The following is a 24,896-nucleotide window of genomic DNA, read 5'->3' on the forward strand; positions in this document are numbered from 1 at the left end:
TTGCCGCGATGGCGGCAGCTTGGCAAGAGGGCGCCATGAACGACTGGACGACCCATTCCGGACAGGCCCGCGCCTGGTTCGAGGATCTTCGCACCCGCATCTGCACCGAATTCGAGGCGATCGAGCGGGAGGCAGGCTCCGATGCAGGCTTCGAATATACCCCGTGGAACCGCGTGGAAGAGGGCAATGCGGACCCCGGCGGCGGGGTGCGCGGCGTGATGAAGGGCCGCGTGTTCGAGAAGGTCGGCGTCAATGTCTCGACCGTGCAGGGCAGCTTCGCATCCGACTTTGCCAAGACGATGAACGGTGTCGATCCGGACAATCCGGTCTTCACGGCGACCGGCATCAGCTTGGTCGCGCATATGGCCAATCCGCACGTGCCCGCAGTGCATATGAACACGCGCTTCCTGACCACGGGGAAGGCATGGTTCGGCGGCGGGGCCGATCTCAACCCGCCGATCCCCTACGAGCAGGATACGCAGGCTTTCCACGCACGGATGCGCGCCGCCTGCGCAGCGCACAACCCGACCTATTACGACCGGTTCAGCAAATGGGCGGAGGAGTATTTCTACATCCCCCACCGCCAGTGCCACCGCGGCGTCGGGGGCATCTTCTACGACCACCTGGAATGCGACAACGACGCCGATTTCGAGCGTCACTTCGCCTTTACCCGCGATGTGGGCGAAGCGTTCCTCGACATCTATCCGCAGCTCGTTCGCGGCCGGATGGAGCTGGAATTCACGCCCGATGAAGAACGCCAGCAGCTCGAATGGCGCGGGCGCTATGCCGAATTCAACCTCGTTTACGATCGCGGCACGCTGTTCGGTCTGAAGACCGGCGGCAATATTGACGCCATCCTGATGAGCCTGCCGCCCCGCGCTGAGTGGAGCTGACGAGACTTCCCAGCCCCGTTCGGAGCTGTTCAGGCCAGCTTATCACGGGCCCCGCTAGCCCCGAGGCAATCGTTTTTCCCGGAGTTTTTCATGCACCGCCCCATCCTTGCCGCCCTCCTCGCCACAGCAGCGACCGCTTGCACCTCTGTGCCGTCCACTGCGGTCGGTAGCGACCCGATGGGTATCAGGCCCATGACCACCGCGCCGATCCTGACTTCGCCGGAAGCGGTCGACACGCTGACCTTCGCCCAGCCTCAGGTCGCGCGGGTGGTCCATGTCGCCCTCGACCTGGCGCTCGATTTCGACGGCAAGGCGATTGGCGGGACGGCCGGCCTCGTCCTCAATGCGCGGGACGATGCGGACGAGATCGTGCTCGACAGCAACGGGCTGGTCATCGAGCAGGTGACCGACGGCGCCGGAAATCCGCTGGACTTCGTCATCGGCGACGCGGTCGAGGGGAAGGGCGCGCCGCTGACCATCTCCATCGGCGCTGCGCGGCAGGTCGAGATTACCTACAAGGCCGCCCCCGATGCCGCAGCCCTGCAATGGCTGACGCCGGAACAAACCTCAGGGGGCGAGCATCCCTTCCTCTTCAGCCAGGGTCAGGCGATCCTCAACCGGACATGGATTCCGACGCAGGACAGCCCCGGCATCCGCCAGACGTGGCAGGCGCGCATCACCGCGCCAAAGCCGCTCGACGTGGTGATGAGCGGGGTGCGCCAGGGCGAGCCCGAAAATCTCGGCAACGGACGCCGCGCCTTCACCTTCGTGATGGACAAGCCGGTCCCACCCTATCTCATTGCCATCGCGGCGGGCGATATCGACTTCGCCGCCACGGGCCCGCGCACCGGAGTGTGGGCGGAGCCGTCCGTGCTGCCGCGCGCTGCGCGCGAAGTGGGCGATACCGAGGCCATGGTCGAGGCGGCGGAGGCCCTTTACGGCGATTATCGCTGGGGCCGCTACGACATGATCGTCCTGCCGCCTGCCTTCCCGTATGGCGGCATGGAGAACCCGGTGATGACTTTCCTCACGCCGACATTCATCGCCGGGGACCGGTCCAACAACGGCCTTGTCGCGCACGAGTTGGCGCATAGCTGGTCAGGCAATCTCGTCACCAATGCCGTCTGGGGCGACAGCTGGCTGAACGAGGGCGTGACCACCTATTTCGAGAACCGGATCGTTGAGGAAGTCTACGGGGAGCAGCGCGCGGCGCAGGAAGCCGCGTTGATGTTCGCCAATATCGAGGAAACGCTGGCCGAGGTCGGCATGGATGCGCCCGGCACTGCGCTCAGCACGGAAGGCGGATATGAACTCGGCAGCGCGATCGCCTATGACAAGGGCGCGTTCTTCCTGATGACGGTGGAAAGTATCGTCGGGCGCGAGCGCTTCGATGCATGGCTGCGCCAGTGGTTCGACAACCACGCCTTCCAGCCTGCGACGAGCGAGATGTTCCATGCCGACATGCTGGAAAACCTCGTGGCAAGCGATGCCGAACGCGAGGCGCTGATGCTGCGCGAATGGATCTTCGAACCCGGCCTGCCGTCCAATGTGAAGCGCCCGGACCCCGCCGCCTTTGCCGAGGTCGATGCCGCCGTCACCTCTTATGCGTACAATGATGTCATTCCGGCAGGCTGGTCCGGCTGGACCGCGGCGGAGCAGATGCGATTCCTGCACGGTATCGAGGGCGCGCGCAGCGCCGCCCAGCTTGCGGCTCTGGACGATGCGCTGGGCCTGTCGCAGACCGGCAATAACGAGATCCGCTTCCTGTGGCTCGAACTGGCTCTGGACAATCGCTTCGAACCTGCCGTGCCGCAGGCCGAGGAATTCCTGGCCCGCGTCGGCCGCGCGAAATTCGTCCGCCCGCTGTTCGAGACGCTGTGGAACGAGGGCGATTGGGGTCGGCCCATCGCCTCCCGCATCTACGATCGCACGCGGGCGAGCTATCACTCGGTCACACGGGCAGGCGTCGACCGCGTGCTGGCGGCGGGGGAATAGCGCCCGCTCCCGCCTTTTCGCGCCTTTGCCTGCACGTTTTGCATTGCAATATCGGGGCGCGGCGTCACATCATGGGATGCGATGCTGCGCCAGTACGAACTTGTTGAACGGGTCAAGGAATACGACCCCGACGCCGACGAGGCGATGCTCAACCGCGCCTATGTCTACACCGTGCAGAAACACGGCACGCAGAAGCGCGCCAGCGGCGATCCCTATTTCAGCCATCCGGTAGAAGTCGCCGGGCTGATGACCGACCTTAAGCTGGACCAGGCGACGGTCATGACCGCGCTGCTCCACGACACGGTCGAGGATACGCTGGCAACGATCGACGATATCGAGAAGAATTTCGGCAAGGATGTCGCCCGGCTGGTCGATGGCGTGACCAAGCTCAGCAAAATCGAGCAGATGCCGGAGAACGAGCGCGCGGCGGAAAATCTGCGCAAATTCCTGCTGGCGATGAGCGAGGATATCCGCGTCCTGCTGGTGAAGCTGGGCGACCGGCTGCACAATATGCGCACGCTCCATTTCATCAAGAAGGAGGAGAAGCGCCGCCGCATCGCCCGCGAGACGCTGGATATCTATGCCCCGCTGGCAGAGCGCATCGGCATGTACGAATACATGCGCGAGATGCAAGCGCTGGCGTTCCGGCACCTGGAGCCGGAGGCGTACGAGACCATTACGGGCCGCCTGACTCAGATCCGCGAAAGCGATGGCGGCCAGGTCGATGCCATTGCGCTCGCCATCAAGCAGGCGCTGGCAGAGGCGGGCCTGCAGGTCGAGGTGCATGGCCGCGAGAAACAGCCCTATTCCATCTGGCGCAAGATGGCGGAGCGGCATGTCAGCTTCGATGCGATCACCGACATCTTCGCCTTCCGCGTGCTGACGGACAGCGTGGAGGATTGCTACCGCGCGATGGGCCTGCTGCACACGACGTGGCAGTTCATTCCCGGCCGGTTCAAGGATTACATCTCCACGCCGAAAAACAACGGGTATCGCTCGCTCCACACCTCGCTCATCTTCGACAAGTCGATGCGGGTGGAGGTGCAGATACGCAGCCACGACATGCACCGGACCAACGGCTTCGGTCTGGCAGCACATTGGGCCTACAAGCAGCAGGATTCGCACGATGGACAGGTGGCGTGGCTGCGCGACCTGATCGAGATCGTCGATGCCAGCCACGATGCCGAAGAACTGCTCGAACACGCGCGCATGGCGATCTACCAGGACCGTATCTTCGCCTTCACGCCGAAGGGGGCATTGTTCCAGCTGCCCAAGGGGGCGACGCCGGTCGACTTCGCCTTTGCGGTGCATACCGATCTGGGCGCGCAGACGGTCGGGGCCAAGGTCAATGGCCGGCACATGCCGCTGCGCACGCAGCTGGCGAATGGCGACGTGGTGGAGATCATCAAGGGCAAGGATGCCGAACCGCAGATGTCGTGGCTGGGGTTCGTCGTGACAGGCAAGGCACGCGCCTCCATCCGCCGGGCCGTGCGGCTGAAGGAACGCGACGAGATCGAGGCGCTGGGGCACAAGCTGTTCGACGACATCGCCGACCGCGTGCCTGCCAAGATCGGGAAGAAAGCCATTCGTGCCGCGGTCAAGCGGCTGGAACTGGAAGACGAGGACGATCTGTACTTCGCCGTCGGCGCGGCAAAGATCGACGACCGCGACGTGATGGAGGCGCTTGTGCCGGGCTGCACCGCCGAGATCGAGGGCGGGGACCCCGACTGGATCAGGCGCGAGCGGGCGATCTCGATCCGCGGACTGACGCCGGGCGTCGGCTTCCGCCTCGCCACCTGCTGCCATCCCGTCCCCGGCGACCGGATCGTGGGCCTGCGCCATCCGAACAAGAGCGTGGAGGTCCATGCCATCGACTGCCTGACGCTGGCCAGCGGCATCGATAACGACTGGCTGGACCTGCAATGGGACAAGCGCAGCCAGGGCGCGGTCGGCCGGCTGAAGGTGACGCTGTACGACCGGACCGGGACGCTGGCGGAAATGGCCGGCATCTTCGCCAAGAACCACGTCAATGTCCGCAGCCTGAAACAGACCCAGCTGGACCACCCCTTCACCAGCTACGAGATCGAGCTTGAGGTCCAGGACCTGGCGCACCTCACCCGAATCTTGAGCGCACTGAGGGCCAGCGACGCGGTGGCGCAAGCCGACAGGGGATAGGGGGCGACATGCGCTTCTTCGCGCACAACCCTTTCGGCAATCGCGTCGAATTGATGCAGCGCCTCTAGCCTGCGGCCGCGGCGTTCAGTTCCTCGGCTGTCCAGCGACAGCGCAGGCGCCATTCTCCCATTGCGAGGGCCCATTGGGTGTCGGTCCGTTCGACTTCTCTCGCGCCGAGTTTGCGGTAGAATGCGCGGGCGTCCTCGTTTTTCTCGAATACCCACAGATACAGTCCGCTGTCAGGGTCGCGCGCTGCGACCAGCCTTGCAATCTCCCGGAACAGGGCAATTCCGTGCCCCTGGCCGCGGTGTGCGGCGCTCGCGTGGAGGTTGTCGAGGAAGGCGCCGTGGACCGGGTCGTGGCCGTGATAGACACAGGAAAACCCCGCCAATGCACCAGCTGCGTCCAGCGAGACCAGTGTTTCGCGCCCGTCGTCGGACGTGGAGAGCCGGTCTTGCCAGACCGTAAGGCGGTCGGCCTCCACCTCTTGCGCGAGATAGTCGCCGGGCAAAATACCGGCGTATCCCTGCCGCCAGTTCGCGGCATGTAGAGCCGCGATGGCTTCTGCGTCCTCGCGGCGGGCGGGCCTGATCGTCACTCGGCGATGACCCGCCTCACGGGGACGGGGATGTTGCAGATATCCGCGCCGCCCGCAGGCTCAATGAAGAAGGGATCGCGCCGGTTGGCACGGGCGTCGGCGTAACGGGCGAAGACTTCGCTATCGGTGGAGAGGTATTCGAAGCGGGGCTGTTCTGCGGCAGGCAAGTCGCTCGCCACGCGAATGCTCTCGATCGGCACGCGCTTGCTTGGGTCCTCGTAGAACCCCAGCGCCCCCTTGCCGCGCGGCAGCGAGGAGAGGTGCTCGATCCCCTCGACCACCCGCCCGACCAGCGCGATGTTCCGGTCAAGATGACGCGGCGCATGGCCAATCACGGTGTAAAGCTCGGCGCCCGAACCGGTATCGGGGGAGTAGCCTCGTCCGACACCGACCATGCCGTAGCAGTGGACGGGCCAAAATTCGCTGATTTCGACGTCCTTGTAGAAGCCCTGTTCAATTGCCACGTGGCGAAGGAGGCGCGGGTCCTCCACCGGCTTCTCGTCTTCGTCATACCACTGGCCCACTTCGCGATTGGCCAAAGGCCAACCATGGTAAATCTCAACCCATTCGGCATAGCTATCGCGCTCGTGCCAACCGAAAACCGATCGTGGTGTTTGGGTCGTGCTGATTGATATCATGTCGATCCGGTCGCCTTCCGTCACTCCATCAGAACGGGTGAGACCCACGGCTTGCATAAAAGATTCCACTGCCGTTTCGTGATCGGCTTCTGTGGCGTCAGGATTGCTGAATGCTCTTTCTAGCTGCGTGTTAGCTTCCGCAACCTTTCTGGCTTGCTCTGCGGCCACTTCCGGATCGATGGGGGTCGCCGGGTAATGATGGTCGACGTTGCCGATATCGTCGACAGAGGTCAGGTATTCGCTCTCCGCCATCACTCGCAGCCCCTCCGGCAGCAGCTTGGCCTCGCCCTCGGCTTCCGGATTGTCGACATTGGGATCGCCCCACTGCACCACGTAATTGTCCTGCACGCGGTTGATGCTGACGCCGTCGTACCAGCCGGCACGGGCGAGGGTGCGGATGTTTTCTACCCAGCCTTCGGAGATAGGCGGTGGCATGAGCTGTATGACGACCTGCCACTCGTTGCCGGCGCTGGAGGCCTGCCCCGGACCCCGATCCGGGGGCGCGAGCGTCATCACCAGCAGGTCCTCGGCGGGGATCGCGACCCAGTCGGACGCCTCCGCCTGCGCGACTATCTCGTTCGGAGAGAGAGTGCCCTCCGCTTTCTCCTGCGCCGTGGCGGACGTGGCGAGTGCGAAAGCGGCGGTGGCGGCGAGGAGAAGGCGTATCATGGGTGGCTTTTTGTCATGGTAGCCGGGCTGCGCCTAGGGGTGAGGGAGTCTTTTGTTGTCCGCACGCCATCCGGCGTGCGAAATCCTCGCGCCTTCGGCGCTACGGGCGGGCAGTCGCCCTTGCGGCGCGCTAGTCTCGCGCCGAGCTCCGCGACAAGGCCGATGCCTTGGGATGGCTCGGGGCCAACAGGCCCCGCAAGGCCGACCGGCCGTCCGCAGCGATTGTCCGTCAGGGCGCATGAGCGAGGAAGCAAGGGGCGCGGACGCGCCCCGCCCGCAGGGTCAAAAAAACACCGAGCAAGAACCCGCGGAGGCGGGTTCGCAAGACAGGCTAAACCATATCCTCCAGCGCGTGCATGTCGTCGTCGCTCAGCCCGAAATGATGGCCGATCTCGTGGATCATCACATGGGCGACCAGGTGCTCCAGCGTTTCGTCCCCGCGTTCCGCCCATTCGTCCAGGATCGCCCGGCGATAGAGGAAAACCCGCGGAGGCATCCGCCCCGAATGCTCGATACTGCGCTCCGTCAGCGCTTCGCCCTCGTAAAGGCCCGTCAGCGCGAAAGGATTGTCGATGCCGAGATCGTCCAGCACCTCCTCGGTGGCGAAATCCTGTACCTCGAAAACGATGTCGTGCATCCGGTCGCGGAACGCCTGTGGCAGCCGTGCCATCGCGGTGCGGGCCATCGCTTCCATCTCTTCGAGCGAGCACGGCAATCCGATTATGCGGGTCATATGCGCCTCGCTACGACCGCAGAGCTTGCAGTGCAATGTGAAGCTGGCTAGACGCGCGCCTTCCCGCCCCGCAGGTTTCGCACATACGACCAGCGAACCAGCCGCGCGGCGGGAATGCGGAGACGTGGCCGAGTGGTCGAAGGCGCACGCCTGGAAAGTGTGTATACGGTAACCCCGTATCGTGGGTTCGAATCCCACCGTCTCCGCCATTTCCCCTCATGACGTTTTCGGTTAGGGCGCTAGCGCAACCCCACAGTACAAGAACTCGAGGATCGCCCATGAAGACCCGCGCCGCTGTCGCTTTCGAAGCAGGAAAGCCCCTCGAAATCGTGGAAGTCGATCTGGAAGGGCCCAAGGCGGGCGAGGTGCTGGTCGAAATCATGGCGACCGGTGTGTGCCATACGGACGAGTTCACGCTGTCGGGGGCCGATCCGGAAGGTGCGTTTCCCGCGATCCTGGGGCATGAGGGCGCCGGCATCGTGCGCGAAATCGGGCCCGGCGTGACCGACCTGGAGGTCGGTGACCACGTGATCCCGCTCTACACCGCCGAATGCCGGACCTGCGAATACTGCCTGAACCCCAAGACCAACCTGTGCCAGCGCGTGCGCGCGACGCAGGGGCAGGGGGTGATGCCGGACGGCACGTCGCGCTTCTCCTACAAGGGGGAGAAGATCCTGCATTACATGGGCACGTCCACCTTCTCGAACTTCACGGTCCTGCCGGAAATCTCGCTGGCGAAAATCCGCAAGGACGCGCCGTTCGACAAGGTCTGCTACATCGGCTGCGGCGTCACCACCGGGATCGGCGCTGTGATGTTCACCGCCAAGGTGGAGCCCAATGCCACGGCGGTGGTCTTCGGCCTGGGCGGGATCGGGCTGAACGTCATCCAGGGGCTGAAGCTGGTCGGCGCGCGGCAGATCGTGGGGGTCGATACAAATCCTTCGAAAGAGCAGATGGCCCGGCAGTTCGGCATGACCGACTTCGTCAACCCGAAGGAAGTGAAGGGCGACCTGGTCGGCCACCTCGTCGAGCTGACGGGCGGCGGGGCGGATTACTCGTTCGAATGCATCGGCAATGTCGACGTGATGCGGACCGCGCTGGAATGTTGCCACAAGGGGTGGGGCGAAAGCGTCATCATCGGCGTTGCGCCTGCCGGTGCGGAGATCCAGACGCGGCCGTTCCAGCTGGTGACGGGCCGCGTATGGCGCGGTTCGGCCTTCGGCGGCGCGCGCGGACGGACCGATGTGCCCGGCATCGTGGACATGTACATGGAAGGCCGGATCGACATCGACAGCTTGATCACGCACAAGATGCCGCTGGAGGACATAAACAAGGCCTTCGACCTGATGCATGCGGGCGAGAGCATCCGGAGTGTCGTGGAGTTCTAGGTACCGAACCTGCCCCGGGCCAATCTGGGCTGCGCCGAATTTTGGTGCATTGCAGCATGATTGCAGGTAAAGGGCCAAGCGCAAGGTGAGCACGGCGCGCCGTTCAGGCTGCCCGTCGCACTCCCTTTCTGTCAATTTTCCCGGCGATCCCTCACCCGTGCGGTGGCGATTTGCCGTTTCCGGTTTCCGGGCGCCGGCATCATGCCTCGCCCTGAGACGCCCTTCGCCCCGCCTTGCGCTCTTCGAACGCGGCCCGGCCTGTAATTCGAGAGCTGTCATGTCCTTTTCCGACCTTCCCCCGATCCTTGCCGAGGCGCTGTCCGGCCAGGGCTACGAAGCACCGACCGCGGTGCAGGCGGCCGTCACCGCGCCCGATGCGAGGGGCCGCGACCTCGTGGTGTCCGCGCAGACCGGATCGGGCAAGACCGTGGCCTTCGGCCTTGCCATCGCGGACGAGATGCTGAGCGAGGAAGGCGCGCTTCCCTTCGCAGCCAGTCCTCTGGCACTCATCATCGCACCGACGCGCGAACTGGCGCTGCAGGTCAGCCGCGAACTGGGCTGGCTGTATGGCGCAGCCCATGCCCGCATCGCCACCTGCGTGGGCGGCATGGACGCATCGAAGGAACGCCGCGCGCTGAAGCACGGCGCGCATATCGTCGTAGGCACACCGGGCCGCCTGCGCGATCACCTCGAGCGCGGAGCGCTGGACCTGTCGTCGCTGCGCGCAGCCGTTCTCGACGAGGCGGACGAGATGCTGGACATGGGCTTCCGCGAAGACCTGGAAGAAATCCTCGACGCGACGCCGGAGGGTCGGCGCACGCTGCTGTTCTCGGCCACCATGCCCAAGCCCATCGAGGCGCTCGCCCGCCGGTACCAGAACGACGCGCTGCGTATCTCCACCGTCGGGGACGAGCGGGGGCATGGCGATATCGCCTACCAGGCCGTGACCGTCGCGCCGGCGGAAATCGAGGCCGCGGTGGTCAACCTGCTTCGCTTCCACGAGGCGGAAACCGCGATCCTGTTCTGCGCCACCCGGGACAAGGTCCGCCGCTTCCACGCCATGCTGCAGAACCGCGGCTTTGCCGTCGTCGCCCTGTCGGGCGAGCATTCGCAGAGCGAGCGCAACCACGCGATGCAGGCGCTGCGGGACAAGCGGGCACGGGTCTGCGTCGCCACGGATGTGGCGGCACGCGGGATCGACCTGCCCAGCCTCAGCCTTGTCGTCCATGTCGAGATCCCGCGCGATGCGGAGACATTGCAGCATCGTTCGGGGCGGACCGGACGTGCAGGCAAGAAGGGGACCGCCGTGCTGGTCGTTCCCTATCCGCGCCGGCGCCGCGTGCAGTCCATGCTGCGCGGTGCGCGGATCGAGGCGGACTGGATCGACGCCCCGACGCCGAAGGACATCCGCCACGCCGACCGCGAGCGGCTGATGGAAATGCTGCTGGAACCTGCGGAATACGACAAGGAAGACCGCAAGCTGGCGCAGCGCCTGATGGCCGAACGTTCAGCCGAGGATATTGCCGCGGCGCTGGTCGCTGCGCACCGGTCGAAAATGCCCCGGCCCGAAGAACTGATTGCCAACACGCCCGAGGCTCGCAATGCAGACAAGCAGGATCGGCGGCGCGACGGGTTCGACGACACCGTCTGGTACCGCATCGACATCGGGCGGCGCCACAATGCCGACCCGCGCTGGGTCCTGCCGCTGCTGTGCCGCCGCGGACACATCACGCGCAACGAAGTCGGCGCCATCCGCATCGGCGCGAACGAAACGCATTTCCAGATCCCGCGCGCCGTTGCCGCGAAATTCGACGATGCCGTGGCGCGTACCGCGCAGGGCGACGATGAACAGGACCGCCTGGTCATCGAACCATCCGAAGGCCCGCGCGAAGCGGCTCGCGGCCATCGCCGGGGCCGCGACGACGGGGATTTCGGCGCGGCACGTGGACCCAAACCGCCATTCCGCAAGGGTGGCGGCCCCGGAAAACCCGGTGGCAAACCCGGCAGCAGGCCCGGCGGGAAATTCGCCGGAAAGTCTGCTGCCAAGGGCGGCAAGAAACCGCACCGCAAGGGTGGCGGCTTCAAGAACGGCCCACGGCCCAGCTAAAAAGGCAGCAATGGTCCGCGGGCGGACGGGAACCGAGGCTCAGCCCAGTTCGATCCGTTCCGGCATTGCCTTGCGCACGAAACGGTCGGCCTTCGCGTAAGGCGCGGCGATGGATTCGCGGGCGGTCATGCGCTCGAAATGAGCCGCCAGGGCGGGCCATGGTGACAGGTCGAATTGCGCGACGAGCGAGGCCTGCATCAGGCATGTCGTGACCGCGAAATCGGCGATCGAGATGGTCGGCCCCGCAAACCATTCCGCCTCGCCCAACCTGCGCTCCAGCACATCGAGCACTGCAGGCATCTGGCCGCCCCATGTTTCCTGTGCGCGGGCAATGTCGGGCTCTTTCCCGCCGATGATGGAGAAGAACAGCGGACGGAATATCCCCAGCCCGGCGGCAGCGGCGAGATTCGTGTCGGCGAATTCCTCGATAAACAGCGCATTGCCGTAATCGGAAGCGGCTTCGGGATAGAGCGGCGTCTGCGGGTGCTTCTTCTCGATATAGCCGCAGATCGCGCTGCTGTCGGGAATGGTCCCGTCCACGCCGGTTTCCGCCACGGAGCGATCCCGCAGAACCGGGATGCGTTTCATCGGGCTGATCTCGAGGAACCATTCGGGCGGATTGAATATGTCCACGCTCTCGAATTCGAAGTCGACGCCTTTCTCGATGCAGAAGGCGGCTACCTTGCGAGCGAAGGGGGATACGGGGCTGCCATAGATTACGAAATCGGCAGTGTGGTCGGTCATGAAAGCTCTCCTCTTTGTGTCCGCATAGACATTCCCGTCCTGCAGGCAAATGCGAACAGGGGAGCGAGGCGAGGAACCGGCGCCTTTCATGGACCGGCTCTCTGGAAAGCGATTGCGCCTGGCAGAGGCAGCGCCCATGTTGCGGGGCAAGCAAGAACGTTCATCAGGAGAGAAGCGCCCATGGCAACGCAGTACAAGAACCTCGTCGACGGCAAGATGATCGATGCAGGCTCGACTTTCGAAGTGGTCAATCCCGCGACGGAGGAAGTCATCGGACTGGTCCCGGCCTGCGGCAAGGACGAGCTGGACCAGGCCGTCGCGGCCGCGCGCCGCGCGTTCAAAACCTGGCGCAAGACGTCGATGGACGAGCGCCGGAATGCCATCAAGGCAATCGCAGGGGCCATCAACGAGAACTCCGAAGAGCTTTACCGCCTGCTGACGGCAGAGCAGGGCAAGCCGCACCAGCAGGCCAAGGGCGAGATCATGGGCGCAGCCTACATGGCCGCGACCCAGGCCGAACTCGATCTGGAAGACGAGCTGGTGCAGGACAACGAGAAGGAATCGATCCGCACCCGCCGCGTTCCCGTCGGCGTGGTCGGCGGCATCGTGCCGTGGAATTTCCCGGTGTCGATGGCGATCCAGAAGATCGTGCCCGCCATGCTGTCGGGCTGCACCATCGTTCTGAAACCCTCTCCCTTCACGCCGCTGACCACGCTGAGGCTGGCCGAACTGATCGCTGACAAGGTGCCTGCGGGCGTCGTCAACATCATCACCGGCGAAGACAGCCTCGGGCCGCTCATCACCGAGCATCCCGATATCGACAAGATCACCTTCACCGGCTCCACCGCCACGGGCAAGAAGATCATGGAAGGCGCGGCAGGCGACCTGAAGCGCATCACGCTGGAACTGGGCGGGAACGATGCCAGCATCGTGATGCCCGATGCGGACGTGGAGAAAGTGGCCGAGCAGCTGTTCTGGGCCAGCTTCACCAATGCAGGCCAGATCTGCATCGCGGCCAAGCGGGTCTATATCCACGAGGATATCTACGACGATCTGAGCGCGGCGATTGCCGAATACGCGAAGGGCGTGACCGTCGGCGACGGTTCGCAGCAGGGAACGGGCGTCGGACCGATCCAGAACAGGAAGCAGTACGAGCGGGTGCTCGAACTGATCCAGGATGCCAAGGACAAGGGATACAAGTTCCTGACCGGCGGCGATACCGACCCGAGCGGCACGGGCTATTTCGTGCCGCTGACCATCCTCGACAATCCGCCGGAAGACGCACGGATCGTGGCAGAGGAACAGTTCGGACCGGTCATGCCACTGATGAAGTTCTCTACCGAAGAAGAAGTTATCGAGCGTGCCAATGCCTCCGAATACGGCCTTGCCGGCGCGGTCTGGACGAAGGACGAGGACAAGGGCGTGGAGATCGCCGAGCAGCTCGAGACAGGCACGGTCTGGATCAACCAGTTCCTCAAGCTGACGCCGCACACGCCGTTTGCCGGGCACAAGCAGTCCGGCTTCGGCGCGGAATACGGCAAGGAAGGCTTGCTGGAATTCACATACCCGCAGGTCATCATGCTGAAGAAGAACGCGGCGGTCTGAGCACCGTCCGCCTGCCTAGAGCGGCAGGTAGGGAACAATCGCCCCGGCCCCTGCGGCCGGGGCGTTTGCCTTTCTGAAAAGCAGCGCATTGGCAGCGGCGAGCGGGCGCAGCAGGCTGCTGTCCTGCGCGCCGGTAAGCGCGATCCGCGTCGCCCCGTCAGTGCCGTGCGTTAATGCGGCGCGCTGGAACGTCTCACGCGGACCGTTGGCCTCGAGATCGTGGGACACGGCTGCGTGTCGCAGGGCATGCTCGAGCGAGGCAGGGGGCGCCAGTCCGGCAAGCGTCTCCACCGCCAGCTTTCCGAACAGAAGAGCTGTCACATAGCTCGACGCCGGATTACCGGGCAGGCCGAGGACAAAGGTGCCCGATGGCAGGCGTCCAAACCAGACCGGCTTTCCCGGACGCACGGCGACCTTGCTGAACAGGATTTCGCCGCCCAGAGCGCCAAACGCCGCCTTGACCAGGTCGTGCGGACCGACAGATGCCCCTCCGGCGATGACCAGGAGGTCGGACCCGTCGCCCCGTGCCAGCATGTCGGCAACCTCGTCCGCGCTGTCGCCTGCGCGCCCGATCCAGGATGCATCGGCGCCAAACGCCGTGAACTGCGCGGCGAGGGCGACCGAATTGCTGTCATAGATACTGGTATTGCCCGGCTCGCTTCCCGGGTCCAGCAATTCGTCGCCATTGGTCAGGATGGCGACACGGGGCTTCTTGAAAACGCTGGCGGTTCCATGACCCGCGGCGGCCAGCAGGGCGAGGCGTGCCGCAGTCAGTCGTTCGCCTGCTTTCACCAGCGCATCGCCGCGCGCGAAATCGATGCCGGCACGCCTGATATGGCCTGTCCCCGACTGCTCCTGCTTGGTCACGACCGTGCTGTCACTGCGGGACGCATCTTCCAGGATCAGGACGTGGTCTGCCCCGCGTGGAATATGCGCGCCGGTAGAAACGAGCGTTGCCTCGCCCGCTCTGATGCGGCCCGGAAAGGGTGTGCCGGCCCGGCTTTCACCGACGATTTGGAGGCGCGAACCCATGGCGCAATCCGCGCGGCGCACCGCGTAGCCGTCCATCGCCGACAGGTCTGCCGGAGGGACAGAGACCATCGCCGCTATATCGCTCGCACAGATCCGCCCCGCTGCGTCTGCCAGCGAGACGGGTTCGCTGCTCATAGATTGGCCCAGCGGTTGGCAATTCGCGGCCAGCAGGCGGCGCGCCTCTTCCAGTGCAATCATGGCGCGATGCGGTTCGCGACCAGGTCGTCCACCACGGCTGGGTCCGCCAATGTGGAAACGTCGCCCACCTGGTCGGGCTGTCCCTCGGCAATCTTGCGCAGGATGCGGCGCATGATCTTGCCGCTGCGGGTCTTGGGCAGGGCAGGGGCGAATTGCAGCGCATCGGGGGTCGCGATCGGGCCGATCTCCTTGCGAACCCACTGGCGCAATTCCTCTCGCAGGTCCTCGCTCTCGTCCACGCCTGCAATCAGTGTGACATAGGCGTAGATGCCCTGTCCCTTGATGTCGTGCGGCATTCCGACCACGGCCGCCTCCGCGACGCTGTCATGCGCGACCAGCGCGCTTTCCACTTCGGCGGTGCCCATGCGGTGGCCCGATACGTTGATGACGTCATCGACCCGGCCAGTAATCCAGTAGTAGCCGTCTTCGTCCCGGCGGCAGCCGTCGCCGGTGAAGTAGCGTCCCGGATAGGTGCTGAAATAGGTGTCGAAGAAGCGCTGGTGATCGCCGTAAACGCTGCGCATCTGGCCGGGCCAGCTTTGCGCCAGGCACAAATTTCCCTCGGCCGCGCCGTCTAGCACCTCACCCTCTGTATTGACCAGCAGCGGATGGACGCCGGGGAGGGGCTTTGTCGCGCTGCCCGGCTTTGTTTCGACCACGCCGGGAACAGGTGCGATCAGGGCGCCGCCCGTTTCCGTCTGCCACCAGGTATCGACGACCGGGCAGCGGCCCCCACCGATTACGCGGTGATACCAGTTCCAAGCCTCCGGATTGATCGGCTCGCCCACCGTGCCCAGCAGGCGCAGCTTCGACAGGTCGTATTTCGCAGGCCACGCCTCGCCCTCGCGCATCAGGGCACGGATCGCGGTCGGCGCGGTATAGAAGACGGTGACGCCCAGCCGCTGGCAGGTTTCCCAGAAGCGGCCCGGATCGGGATAGTTCGGCACACCGTCGAACATCACCGTCTGCGCGCCGTTGGAAAGCGGACCGTAGACGAGATAGCTGTGCCCGGTGATCCAGCCCACATCGGCGGTGCACCAGAACAGGTCGTCCGTTTCCTGGCCCTCGGCAGGGCCGAACAGCAGGTCGTAGGTCAGGGTGACCCAAAGCAGATAGCCGCCTGTCGTATGCAGCACGCCCTTGGGCTTGCCGGTGGAGCCGCTGGTATAGAGGATGAAGAGCGGGTCCTCCGCTTCCATTGCTTCCGGCGCGCAATCCGGTTCGACCGTAGCGCGGGCCTCGTGCCACCAGACATCGCGGCCCTCTGTCACCGAAACCTCGCCGCCGGTACGCTCGACCATGACGACCGTATGCACGCCCGGGCAGCGTTTGAGCGCCTCGTCGCTATTGGCCTTGAGCGGAATGCGCTTGCCACCGCGTACGCCTTCGTCGGCGGTGACGAGCGCCACGGCTTCGCAATCCAGGATGCGGTCGGCGAGGCTGTCGGGGGAGAAGCCGCCGAAAACCACCGAATGCACTGCCCCGACGCGGGCACAGGCCAGCATGGCGAAGGCGGCTTCGGGAATGTTCGGCATATAGATAATGACACGGTCGCCCTTGCCGATGCCGCGCGCCTTCAGGACGTTGGCGAAGCGGCAGACCTCTTCATGGACCTCGCGGTAGGTCAGCCGGCGGCCTTCCCCGGGCTCGTCGCCCTCGAACACGATGGCAGTCCGGTCGCCGCGCATATCCAGATGCCGGTCGAGGCAGTTGACGCTGGCGTTGAGCCGCCCGTCGCCGAACCACCTGATCCCGAAATCTGCCTTGTCGAAAGAGCTCTCGTCTGCCCGCGTCGGAAAATTGTCCCAGTCGAGCCGCTTCGCCTGAGCCAGCCAGTGCGCTTCGCTGTCCTTGCGAAGCGAAGCCTGCATTCCTGCCAGTGTGCGTTCGACTGTGCGTTCGACCATGCTTGTCCTGCTCCCTGTCGCAGGGTCACGCCGCGCGCGCCCCGGCTTATTCGCGTTTTCATCGCCGTTCGTGCCTTGCCGCATCGCACCGGGTCAAGCGAAAGCGGGCTCACCTTCAACGCTCTCCAAAGGCACATTGCCCTTGCCTGTGCATTTGCATAGGACAACCCGAACAACGCCGCCTTGCAAGGAATGCGAGCCCATGGACAGCCCGGCCAGCAATGACGACGATCCTGTAACGCCGGTTTCGCCGAGGGCACGCCCCGCATTGGCGGCGTCCATGGACGACGATCAGGGGCAGCATGAAGGCGATGCCTATTTCAACCGTGAGCTGAGCTGGTTGGAATTCAACGACCGCGTCCTGGAAGAGGCCCGCAACCCCGCCTATCCGCTGCTGGAAAGAGTGCGGTTCCTGTCTATTTCAGGCAGCAATCTCGACGAATTCCTGATGATCCGCGTGGCCGGGCTGGTCGGGCAGGTTCAGCGCGGCATCGACCGCATATCGAGCGACGGGCGCTCGCCATCGCAGCAATTGAGCGAAATCCACGCCCGGCTCGACCGGCTGAGCGACAAGCAGCAGAGCACCTGGCGCGAATTGCGCCGCCTTCTCGCCGACAGCGGAATCCATGTGGCGGACGAGGAACGCGTTGACGAACAGGCCTACCAGTGGCTCAAACGGTATTTCCTCGACGAGATCATGCCGGTGATCACGCCCCAGGCACTCGACCCGGCACATCCGTTCCCGTTCATCCAGAACGAGGGGCTGGGGCTCCTGTTCACCCTTCACAAGGGGGATCAGGAACTGGTGGAGATGATCCTTATCCCCACCGCGCTCCCCCGCTTCCTGCGCGTACCGGGCACGGGCAGCGACGATGCGCTCTATATCAGTATCGAGAGCCTGATCACCCGCTTCGCGCAGTATCTGTTCCCCGGGTTCGACATCGTCGGCGACGGCGCGTTCCGCGTCCTGCGTGACAGCGATATCGAGATCGAGGAGGAAGCGGAGGACCTCGTGCGCACGTTCCGCACGGCGATCCAGCGGCGGCGGCGCGGGCAGGTGATCCAGCTGGAACTGGAGGACGATTTCTGTCCGACAGCGGAAGTCCTGCTGCGCGACCGGCTCGATACGCCGGGTGCGACGATCGTGAAGACCGAGGGGATGTTGGGCATCGAAGGCCTGTCGGGCATCGTCGACGAGGATCGCCCGGACCTGAAATTCGCCAGTTACTCCCCGCGCTATCCCGAACGCGTGCTGGAGCATGACGGCGACCTGTTTTCCGCCATCCGCGAGAAGGACATCGTCATCCACCACCCGTATGAAAGCTTCGACGTGGTGGTCGATTTCATCCGGCAGGCGGCCGTCGATCCCCATGTCGTGGCGATCAAGCAGGCGCTCTACCGCGCTGGCACGCAGTCCGAAGTGATCGAGGCGCTGGTCGAGGCGGCGGAAAACGGCAAGTCGGTCACCGCCGTCGTCGAACTGAAAGCCCGCTTCGACGAGGAACAGAACCTCTACTGGGCCAGCAAGCTGGAGCGGGCGGGTGTGCAGGTCATCTACGGCTTCGTGGACTGGAAGACCCATGCCAAGGTCGCGATGGTCGTCCGGCGGGAGGAAAGTGGCTTTCGCACCTACTGCCATTTCGGGACCGGGAATTATCACCCGGTAACGGCGAAGATCTATACCGATCTCAGCTATTTCACTGCCGATCCGCGGCTGGGCCGTGATGCAGCCAAGCTGTTCAATTTCGTCACCGGCTATGTCGAACCGCGGCGGCTGGAAATGCTGTCGGTCTCGCCCATCGACCTGCGCGAGGAGCTCTACGCGCGGATAGAGCGCGAGATCGAGCACGCACGCGCCGGGCGTCCGGCCAATATCTGGATGAAAATGAACCAGCTGTCCGACAGCGGGATGATCGACAGGCTGTACGAGGCGAGCAGCGAAGGGGTCGAGATCCAGCTTGTCGTGCGCGGCATCTGCAATCTGCGTCCGGGTGTGGAGGGAATGTCGCAGAACATCCGCGTCAAATCGATCATCGGGCGTTTCCTCGAACACAGCCGCATCTACGCCTTCGGGAATGGCCACCCGATGCCCAGCCCGGAGACATCGCTGTTCATCTCTTCCGCCGACCTCATGGGCCGCAATCTCGACCGGCGGGTCGAGCAGCTGGTCCCGATCGAGAACCCGACGGTCCACAACCAAATCCTCGACCAGGTGTTGCTGGCCAACCTGCTGGACACCGAACAGAGCTGGGAATTGCAGCCCGACGGGACATATGACCGCGTGCCGGAGGGCGACAAGCCCTTCAACTGTCATCGCTATTTCATGACCAACCCGTCGCTGTCGGGGCGCGGCGGCGCGCTGGAAGCGGGCGGGGTGCCCAAATTGTCGCTACGCCGGCCCGCCCGCCGCAGGCCCGATGGGGACGCGGACCGCAATGATGCTCCGATCGGCGCCGCGAATTGAGCTTGCGCGGACGAAACGGCGATCCCGGCGGGCTGTTCTCGGGTGAGACACCCGAACGGGCTATTATCGACATCGGGTCCAACACCGTCCGGCTGGTGCTGTATGGCGGCTCGACACGGGCCCCGCGTGTCCTCCTGAACGAGAAGGTGGCGGCCCGGCTCGGACGCGACATAGCATCGAGCGGCGAACTGGCGCAGGAGGCCGTCGACCTCGCCAACCGGGGGATGGAGCGATACGCCCTCGTCCTCGCCGATCTGGGGATCACCAGGGTCGATGTGATGGCGACCGCTGCCGTGCGCGAAGCAGCAAACGGTCAGGACTTCATCGATCATCTGCGCGCTCTCGGCTTCTCGCCCCGCATATTGAGCGGCGAGGAAGAGGCGACCACCAGCGCATGGGGGGTGCTGGGCGCATTTCCGGGCGCACGCGGCATGGTCGCGGACCTTGGCGGTGGCAGTCTTGAACTCGTCGAAATTGGTGACGACAGGCCGGGCAGTGCGATCAGCTTGCCCATCGGAACGCTGCGCCTGCCCGGACTGGCGGGCGACAGGGCGGGTTTGAGAAAAGCGCTCGACAAGATTTTGAAGAAGGCGGACATCGGCAAGGCGGACGGCTCTCTCTACCTCGTCGGCGGGACCCTGCGCGCGATGGCAGTCTACGCCATGGAGAAGGCGGGCACGCCGCTGACCGACCCGCACGGCCTCAGCCTCGCTTACGACGATGCGCTGGCCCTCGCTCAGCGGCTGACCGATGTTTCCGAGGACGAACTGCGCGCGATGCCCCGCATATCCAGCATGCGGGCGGGAATGCTCCCCGATGCAGCGGTGCTGATGGCCGCCCTGCTCAAACGATCGAAGCCGGAGCGTGTGATCGTTTCCGCCTGGGGCCTGCGCGAAGGGTTGTTGTTCAGCGAACTGCCCGACCATGCACGCCGCCGCGATCCACTGCTGGCCGGTGTGTCGCATTTCGCAGCCCAGCGCGGCGCGCCGCCGGTTCTCGCCACGCGGGTTGCCAGCTGGACGGTGGGTGCGCTGCCGGCGGCAACACGGGGGACGGAAAGGGTACGGCTGGCGGCAACGATGCTGTCACTGGCCGCGATGCAGATCGAACCGAACCTCCGCTTGCGCCAGGGCGTCGAATGGGCATTGCACAAGAGGTGGATTGCGATCGATCCCGTGGGCCGCGCCATGCTGGCAGCTGCGATCTGCGGCAACGGCAACGAGCCAGCGCTGCCGGACGAACTTCATGCGCTGGCCGACGAGGACCGGCTGGAAGAGGCGCTGTGCTGGGGCCTTGCGACGCGGCTGTGCCGCAGGCTGGGCGGACGTTCGCGCACTTCGCTGGAGGCCAGCAATCTGAAGCTGGAAGGCGACTCGCTCGTCCTGCGCCTGCGCCGCGACCGGGCCGCGCTGTTCGGGGTGCCGAACGAGAAGGATCTCGTCCTGCTGGCCGACCGGCTCAAACTGGACGCCCGGATGGAAGTGGTGGAGACGATCGACTCGCTGATGCCGGACCCGAGGGACTAGGCCGCCTCGTCCGGTTTTTCCCGCGCGAAAGGCGAGAAGTCCGTCTGCGTGTCATAGACGTCCACACCTTCGCGCCGCTTCAGCCAGCCGATCACGATGTAGGTGACAGGCGTCAGCAGCGCTTCCCAAGCAGTCTTGATCAGCCATTGCGACAGGACGACCTGCCATAGCAATTCAGGCGGCCAGCCGGCGATGCCCCAGAAGGCGAGCGGATAGAAGATCAGGCTGTCCAGCCCCTGCCCGATAACAGTCGATCCGATGGTGCGTGCCCACAGCATCCGGCCCTGCATCCAGACCTTCATCCGCGCCAGCACGAAAGATGGGACAAACTGAAAAATATAGAAATATACTATAAAACAGCACGTTATTAGATTGCGGCTTTTTCGGGACCCTAGCAGTTGGCAAACTTTTTTCGCCGGTCAGGAAAGCTTCAACGAGCGCCTCACCCCTGAAGCAGGTCAAAAAAAGCGTCATGTGCGTCACCTATGTAATAGACCCCTTTCCATGTTACATAAAGTCGCCTACATGTCTGTAAATGGACATGACCGAAAATCAGGAAGGCAAGCCTCTACCGAATGACGTCGCCATCGATGACGGCACCAAGATTACGGTGAAGGAGAAATGGCAGGGTGCGGTGAATGAAGGCTCCGGTTTCGTGGCCGTGCCGATGGCGCTGCTACGCCTTCAATCGAAGTATGAATTGTCTGCGACTGATATGGTCGTTCTCATCAATCTTCTAGGTCACTGGTGGGAGCCTTCTTCGCCAGTTTATCCGCGTTCATCGACAATAGCGAAGCGCATGGGGGTGACGAAGAGAACTGTGCAGCGGTCGACCAAGGCACTTGAGGAGAAAGGACTTCTGCAGCGAGATAAGCTGGCGGACGGGAAACGTGTTTTTCTTTTTGACGCTCTCGCGAAGCGAGTAGCCAAAGATGTTCCAGTGGCATTTGTCGCGCAGGCGACAGAGACGTTTGGTAGCTAAAGGCAGTGTCGGGCCGAAATCTCAATCCTTCGGACGATGAAGAAAAGATTGCGCTGAATGCGAATCTGACGTGGTTTGAGAGGCTAATCGAACGGTCCACATTTCACGTAGACTTAGCTGCCTGTATTCGTGCCGTATTGTTTGGGCTGGCCATCCTAATTATAGCAATAGGCGGTGCGAACCCCCTTGCTTTAATTGAAGAATTATCGGCAGCCGTGACCCACATAAAAAAGTGACGCTGAGAACAGGGATTTAAACCTTCGCCTTGAACGGAGTGAAATCCGTCCCCTCGTCGTAAACATCAATTCCTTCGCGCTGCTTTAAGCGATTTATCACGAAATAGGTCACTGGTGTCAGCGCGGCTTCCCAACCGACTTTGAGCGCCCATTGCGTGAGCGCCACTACTATCACAAGGTCGGTGGTCCATCCCGTCGCACCGAGGAGCGCGAGGGGATAGAAAATTGCACTATCCACGCCTTGACCAGCAACCGTGCTGCCAATCGTCCTCGTCCAAAGATGCTTGCCAGAAGTCCAGATTTTCATTTTTGCGAGAACTGCCGCGTTCACGAGTTCGCCAGCCCAAAATGCGACGATTGAAGCGAAGACAATCCTAGGCACTTGGCCGAATACGGCTTCGTAGGCTTCCTGATTTCCCCAATCTTCAGCTGGAGGTAGGGCGACAACCACCCAAGCCATGAACGCCATGAAGAGGAGGGCAGCCGTTCCTGCCCAGATACAGCGCCGCGCACGAGCGTAACCGTAAACCTCGGTGAGTATGTCTCCAATGACATAGCCCAATGGGAAAAATAGGACGCCTGCACCGAACGGCCAATCCCCAATGCCGGGCAAATTCACTGTCGCTACTTTTCCCGCACCAAGTACATTCGACAAAAGCAGTACGGTGACGAATGCTGCCATCACGAAATCGAAATAGCGGAGCGGCCTTGCCTGAAGCTTCGATGCCTCTAGCTTTTCAACTCCTTCCTGTCGCATTAGGCGTGCCCAATCCTAAAGCTGCAAACCGTGAACTCCTGCACCAGCGAATTGGCAAACTCGCCCGCCCAGAAGGCGATGATGCTGGCCGCGACGATGCGCCAGGTATTCCCGAACACCTTTTCATAGGCGTCCTGTCCGTCCCAGCCATCGGCAGCGGGCAGGGACACGACCGCCCACGCCATGAATGCCATGAAAAGCAGGGCGGCAAACCCTGTCCAGATGACCCGGCGCGCCCGGGCATAGCCGTAGACCTCTGTCAGGATGTCGCCGATGATGTAGCTGACGGGGAAGAACAGCACTCCGGCCCCGAACGACCACGTCTCGCCGCCTGGCAGGATGACGTAGCTCGGCTTCGATGCGCCGATCAGGTTCGACAGCAGCAGGATCGTGACGAAGGCCGCCATCACGAAGTCGTAATAGCGAAAGCGCAGCCCTGCAGTGCCGGCGGTATGTTGGGTGATTGGCCGCTTATCCATGATCCACGCGACTAACGCGGTTTTCGCGGACCGCAAAGCACGCTATCGCCGCCCGCGGCGCGCGCCCGTAGCTCATCTGGATAGAGCGCGAGACTTCTAATCTTGAGGCAGCAGGTTCGAGTCCTGCCGGGCGCGCCAGTTTACCATGGAAGTGCGCACCGGTGTCGTATCGGCACCGGGCGTGCTTACCGCCTGAACCAGGTTGGCCACCGGGCCACGAACGGTAAGCTGCTTCTTGGTCATCACCACCTCACTGACGAACGCCCGCACGTAATTTTTGCGCAGTGCTAGGTTATCGGGATCAGTAAGCTTTTTCTTCAGACCGGAAGCGAACGCGGCGAGCGTGTGGCTGTCGATGCGGTCCTGCTTGTTGCCGCACTGGCAGTTCGTCGCGCAACCAATTGCGAACTTCGGAGTTTCATCTTCGGCGTTGAACTAAGATACCCCTAGGAAAGCTGTAATTTATGACTGAGAACTCCGGCTCCCCGCTAGCCGATGGGAGTACCCCGACGGCGTTTGCCAGGGAACGCTCACCCGAAATGGTAGAATCCACGCATCGGTCAGAAGCAGGCAGCTTCGAGGAAGCTGTGGCGCAAGTCGGCGAGGGTTCAGTGCTGGGCTATCGCCTGACCCAGCAGGCGATCCTTTCCGATTTCGGCCTTCGCGCGCTCCAGCAGTCGACGCTCGATGATCTTTTCAATGATGCCGCACGTAGCGCTGCCAAAGGCATGAGGACGAGCTTGGCGAAAATCCTAGAATATCGACCGGACCGGGCAGATCTGCTGATCCGCGCCGGCGTGGGCTGGCAGAACGGAGTGATCGGGAATGTATCGATCGGAGCCGACGCCGAGTCACCAGCCGGGTACGCGTTTCAGAGCGGCTCGCCGGTCATTTCCAACCACCTCGAAGAAGAGGAGCGCTTTCGGACGCCGGAGGTGATGGCCCGGCACGGTGTCCGGCGCGCGATCAACGTCGTTATCGCTCGTGTCAGGGGACCGTGGGGCGTGCTCGAGGTCGACAGTTCCAATGCGGGCGAATTCGAAGCCGCCGATCTTGCCTTTCTTCAGGGGCTGGCAAACCTGGTCGGCGTCGCTTCCGATCGTATTTGCATGGAAGAGCAGCTGCGCCAATCGGTCGAACACCAACAGATACTGGTGAAGGAAGCGAGTCACCGCGTGAAGAACAGCTTGGCCATGCTGTCGAGCCTGATGAAAATGCAGGCCCGCAGTGCACGGACCGACGAAACCGCGACCGCGCTGGGCGACGCGTCCGATCGCATCCTCGCAGTGGCAGCAACGCATGATCATGTCTGGCGCCAAGAGGAGGCGGAAAGCGTCGACCTGTCGGAATTGCTCCCCCAACTTTGCCATCAACTCGACGAACAGGCGCCGGACCACGAAATCCACTGTGATATCGCTTCTTTCCTAGTGAGGACCTCAGCAGCCACGTCGATCGCTCTTCTCGTGACCGAGGCTGTGACAAACGCTATCAAGTATGCATATCCCGATGGCGGCCACGGAACTATCGAGATCAAATTGGAGAGAACAGGCGAAACCGCGACCTTGATGGTGTCGGACAACGGCGTCGGTCTTCCGGACGATTTCGATCCGATCGAGGCGCAGGCCAGAAGCCTGGGCGTTCGCCTGATCCGAACCTTGTCGGCGTCGGTGGGAAGCGAGGCCGAATTTTTATCTAAAAAAGGGACCCGCGTTGTAGTCGCGAATATACGGGGGAGTTTTGTATAGTTTTCGTGAACGACGTTCACTTATG

Annotated in this window: 17 protein-coding genes, 2 tRNA genes and 2 pseudogenes; 12 read left to right on the top strand and 9 right to left on the bottom strand. The window is 63.5% G+C overall.

Annotation, left to right across the window (positions count from 1 at the left end; translation table 11 throughout):
- Window positions 1-35 precede the first annotated feature (35 nt).
- The 3 genes from hemF (at window position 36) to ACGHJ7_RS13020 (ending at window position 5,063) form a co-directional block, all read left to right on the top strand.
- Entirely contained in the window at window positions 36-893 is an 858-nt protein-coding gene (gene hemF, locus ACGHJ7_RS13010; RefSeq protein ID WP_390478444.1) for an oxygen-dependent coproporphyrinogen oxidase, read from the top strand.
- 90 nt (window positions 894-983) lie between these two features.
- Complete coding sequence (locus ACGHJ7_RS13015; protein WP_390478446.1) at window positions 984-2,888, top strand: M1 family metallopeptidase; 1,905 nt, start codon at window positions 984-986, stop codon at window positions 2,886-2,888.
- Window positions 2,889-2,969: 81 nt separating this feature from the next.
- Entirely contained in the window at window positions 2,970-5,063 is a 2,094-nt protein-coding gene (locus ACGHJ7_RS13020) for a RelA/SpoT family protein (protein ID WP_390478449.1), read from the top strand.
- Between the two features lie 64 nt (window positions 5,064-5,127).
- Here ACGHJ7_RS13020 and ACGHJ7_RS13025 read toward each other — a convergent pair whose 3' ends face one another.
- The 3 genes from ACGHJ7_RS13025 to ACGHJ7_RS13035 form a co-directional block, all read right to left on the bottom strand.
- The gene (locus tag ACGHJ7_RS13025) at window positions 5,128-5,661 is read right to left on the bottom strand and encodes a GNAT family N-acetyltransferase (RefSeq protein ID WP_390478451.1); all 534 of its coding nucleotides are present in this window, start codon (window positions 5,659-5,661) and stop codon (window positions 5,128-5,130) included.
- Window positions 5,658-6,968 carry a peptidylprolyl isomerase gene (locus tag ACGHJ7_RS13030; protein ID WP_390478454.1) on the bottom strand — a complete coding sequence of 437 codons (1,311 nt, stop codon included), beginning with the start codon at window positions 6,966-6,968 and terminating at the stop codon, window positions 5,658-5,660. Before ACGHJ7_RS13030 ends, ACGHJ7_RS13025 begins: the two co-directional genes overlap by 4 nt.
- Window positions 6,969-7,299: 331 nt before the next feature.
- Window positions 7,300-7,701, bottom strand: a complete 402-nt coding sequence (locus tag ACGHJ7_RS13035) for a metallopeptidase family protein (protein WP_390478457.1) — start codon at window positions 7,699-7,701, stop codon at window positions 7,300-7,302.
- A 118-nt stretch (window positions 7,702-7,819) separates the two neighbouring features.
- On the opposite strand from ACGHJ7_RS13035, the gene ACGHJ7_RS13040 reads away from it, so the two are divergent.
- From ACGHJ7_RS13040 to ACGHJ7_RS13050, 3 genes are all read left to right on the top strand, one after another.
- Window positions 7,820-7,910: transfer RNA gene (locus ACGHJ7_RS13040), tRNA-Ser, on the top strand.
- Window positions 7,911-7,979: 69 nt separating this feature from the next.
- Complete coding sequence (locus tag ACGHJ7_RS13045; RefSeq protein WP_390478460.1) at window positions 7,980-9,089, top strand: S-(hydroxymethyl)glutathione dehydrogenase/class III alcohol dehydrogenase; 1,110 nt, start codon at window positions 7,980-7,982, stop codon at window positions 9,087-9,089.
- 277 nt (window positions 9,090-9,366) lie between these two features.
- Entirely contained in the window at window positions 9,367-11,196 is a 1,830-nt protein-coding gene (locus ACGHJ7_RS13050; RefSeq protein WP_390478463.1) for a DEAD/DEAH box helicase, read from the top strand.
- A gap of 39 nt (window positions 11,197-11,235) precedes the next feature.
- Here the strand turns inward: ACGHJ7_RS13050 and ACGHJ7_RS13055 are convergent, their stop codons facing one another.
- Complete coding sequence (locus ACGHJ7_RS13055; protein ID WP_390478466.1) at window positions 11,236-11,940, bottom strand: glutathione S-transferase family protein; 705 nt, start codon at window positions 11,938-11,940, stop codon at window positions 11,236-11,238.
- A gap of 180 nt (window positions 11,941-12,120) precedes the next feature.
- Between ACGHJ7_RS13055 and ACGHJ7_RS13060 the strand changes: the two genes are divergently transcribed.
- Window positions 12,121-13,545 (top strand): aldehyde dehydrogenase family protein, encoded by a 1,425-nt coding sequence (locus ACGHJ7_RS13060; RefSeq protein ID WP_390478469.1) that lies wholly within the window; start codon window positions 12,121-12,123, stop codon window positions 13,543-13,545.
- A 15-nt stretch (window positions 13,546-13,560) separates the two neighbouring features.
- Here the strand turns inward: ACGHJ7_RS13060 and glp are convergent, their stop codons facing one another.
- Complete coding sequence (glp, locus tag ACGHJ7_RS13065) at window positions 13,561-14,775, bottom strand: gephyrin-like molybdotransferase Glp (protein WP_390478471.1); 1,215 nt, start codon at window positions 14,773-14,775, stop codon at window positions 13,561-13,563.
- Complete coding sequence (gene acs, locus ACGHJ7_RS13070) at window positions 14,772-16,682, bottom strand: acetate--CoA ligase (RefSeq protein WP_390478474.1); 1,911 nt, start codon at window positions 16,680-16,682, stop codon at window positions 14,772-14,774. The genes glp and acs overlap by 4 nt, the downstream gene beginning before the upstream one ends.
- Window positions 16,683-16,962: 280 nt before the next feature.
- Between acs and ACGHJ7_RS13075 the strand changes: the two genes are divergently transcribed.
- Window positions 16,963-19,146, top strand: a complete 2,184-nt coding sequence (locus ACGHJ7_RS13075) for an RNA degradosome polyphosphate kinase (RefSeq protein WP_390478499.1) — start codon at window positions 16,963-16,965, stop codon at window positions 19,144-19,146.
- 2 nt (window positions 19,147-19,148) lie between these two features.
- Complete coding sequence (locus ACGHJ7_RS13080; RefSeq protein WP_390478477.1) at window positions 19,149-20,672, top strand: Ppx/GppA family phosphatase; 1,524 nt, start codon at window positions 19,149-19,151, stop codon at window positions 20,670-20,672.
- Here ACGHJ7_RS13080 and ACGHJ7_RS13085 read toward each other — a convergent pair.
- Window positions 20,669-21,025, bottom strand: a pseudogene (locus ACGHJ7_RS13085) (VUT family protein); the annotation flags it as partial. The gene ACGHJ7_RS13080 and the pseudogene ACGHJ7_RS13085 overlap by 4 nt on opposite strands.
- A gap of 182 nt (window positions 21,026-21,207) precedes the next feature.
- Between ACGHJ7_RS13085 and ACGHJ7_RS13090 the strand changes: the two are divergent.
- The gene (locus tag ACGHJ7_RS13090) at window positions 21,208-21,654 is read left to right on the top strand and encodes a helix-turn-helix domain-containing protein (protein WP_390478480.1); all 447 of its coding nucleotides are present in this window, start codon (window positions 21,208-21,210) and stop codon (window positions 21,652-21,654) included.
- A gap of 252 nt (window positions 21,655-21,906) precedes the next feature.
- On the opposite strand, the gene ACGHJ7_RS13095 is transcribed toward ACGHJ7_RS13090, so the two are convergent.
- On the bottom strand, window positions 21,907-22,647 hold the full coding sequence (locus tag ACGHJ7_RS13095; RefSeq protein ID WP_390478482.1) for a queuosine precursor transporter: 741 nt from the start codon (window positions 22,645-22,647) through the stop codon (window positions 21,907-21,909).
- A 41-nt stretch (window positions 22,648-22,688) separates the two neighbouring features.
- Window positions 22,689-23,126 (bottom strand): annotated as a pseudogene (locus ACGHJ7_RS13100) (queuosine precursor transporter); the annotation flags it as partial.
- Window positions 23,127-23,187: 61 nt separating this feature from the next.
- Here ACGHJ7_RS13100 and ACGHJ7_RS13105 point away from each other — a divergent pair.
- Window positions 23,188-23,264 (top strand) — tRNA-Arg (locus tag ACGHJ7_RS13105).
- A 401-nt stretch (window positions 23,265-23,665) separates the two neighbouring features.
- Window positions 23,666-24,871 carry a sensor histidine kinase gene (locus ACGHJ7_RS13110; protein ID WP_390478485.1) on the top strand — a complete coding sequence of 402 codons (1,206 nt, stop codon included), beginning with the start codon at window positions 23,666-23,668 and terminating at the stop codon, window positions 24,869-24,871.
- The last annotated feature ends 25 nt before the right edge of the window (window positions 24,872-24,896 follow it).

It is taken from the genome of Altererythrobacter sp. MTPC7 (assembly GCF_042851395.1).
In the GTDB taxonomy this organism is placed as follows: domain Bacteria; phylum Pseudomonadota; class Alphaproteobacteria; order Sphingomonadales; family Sphingomonadaceae; genus CAJXSN01.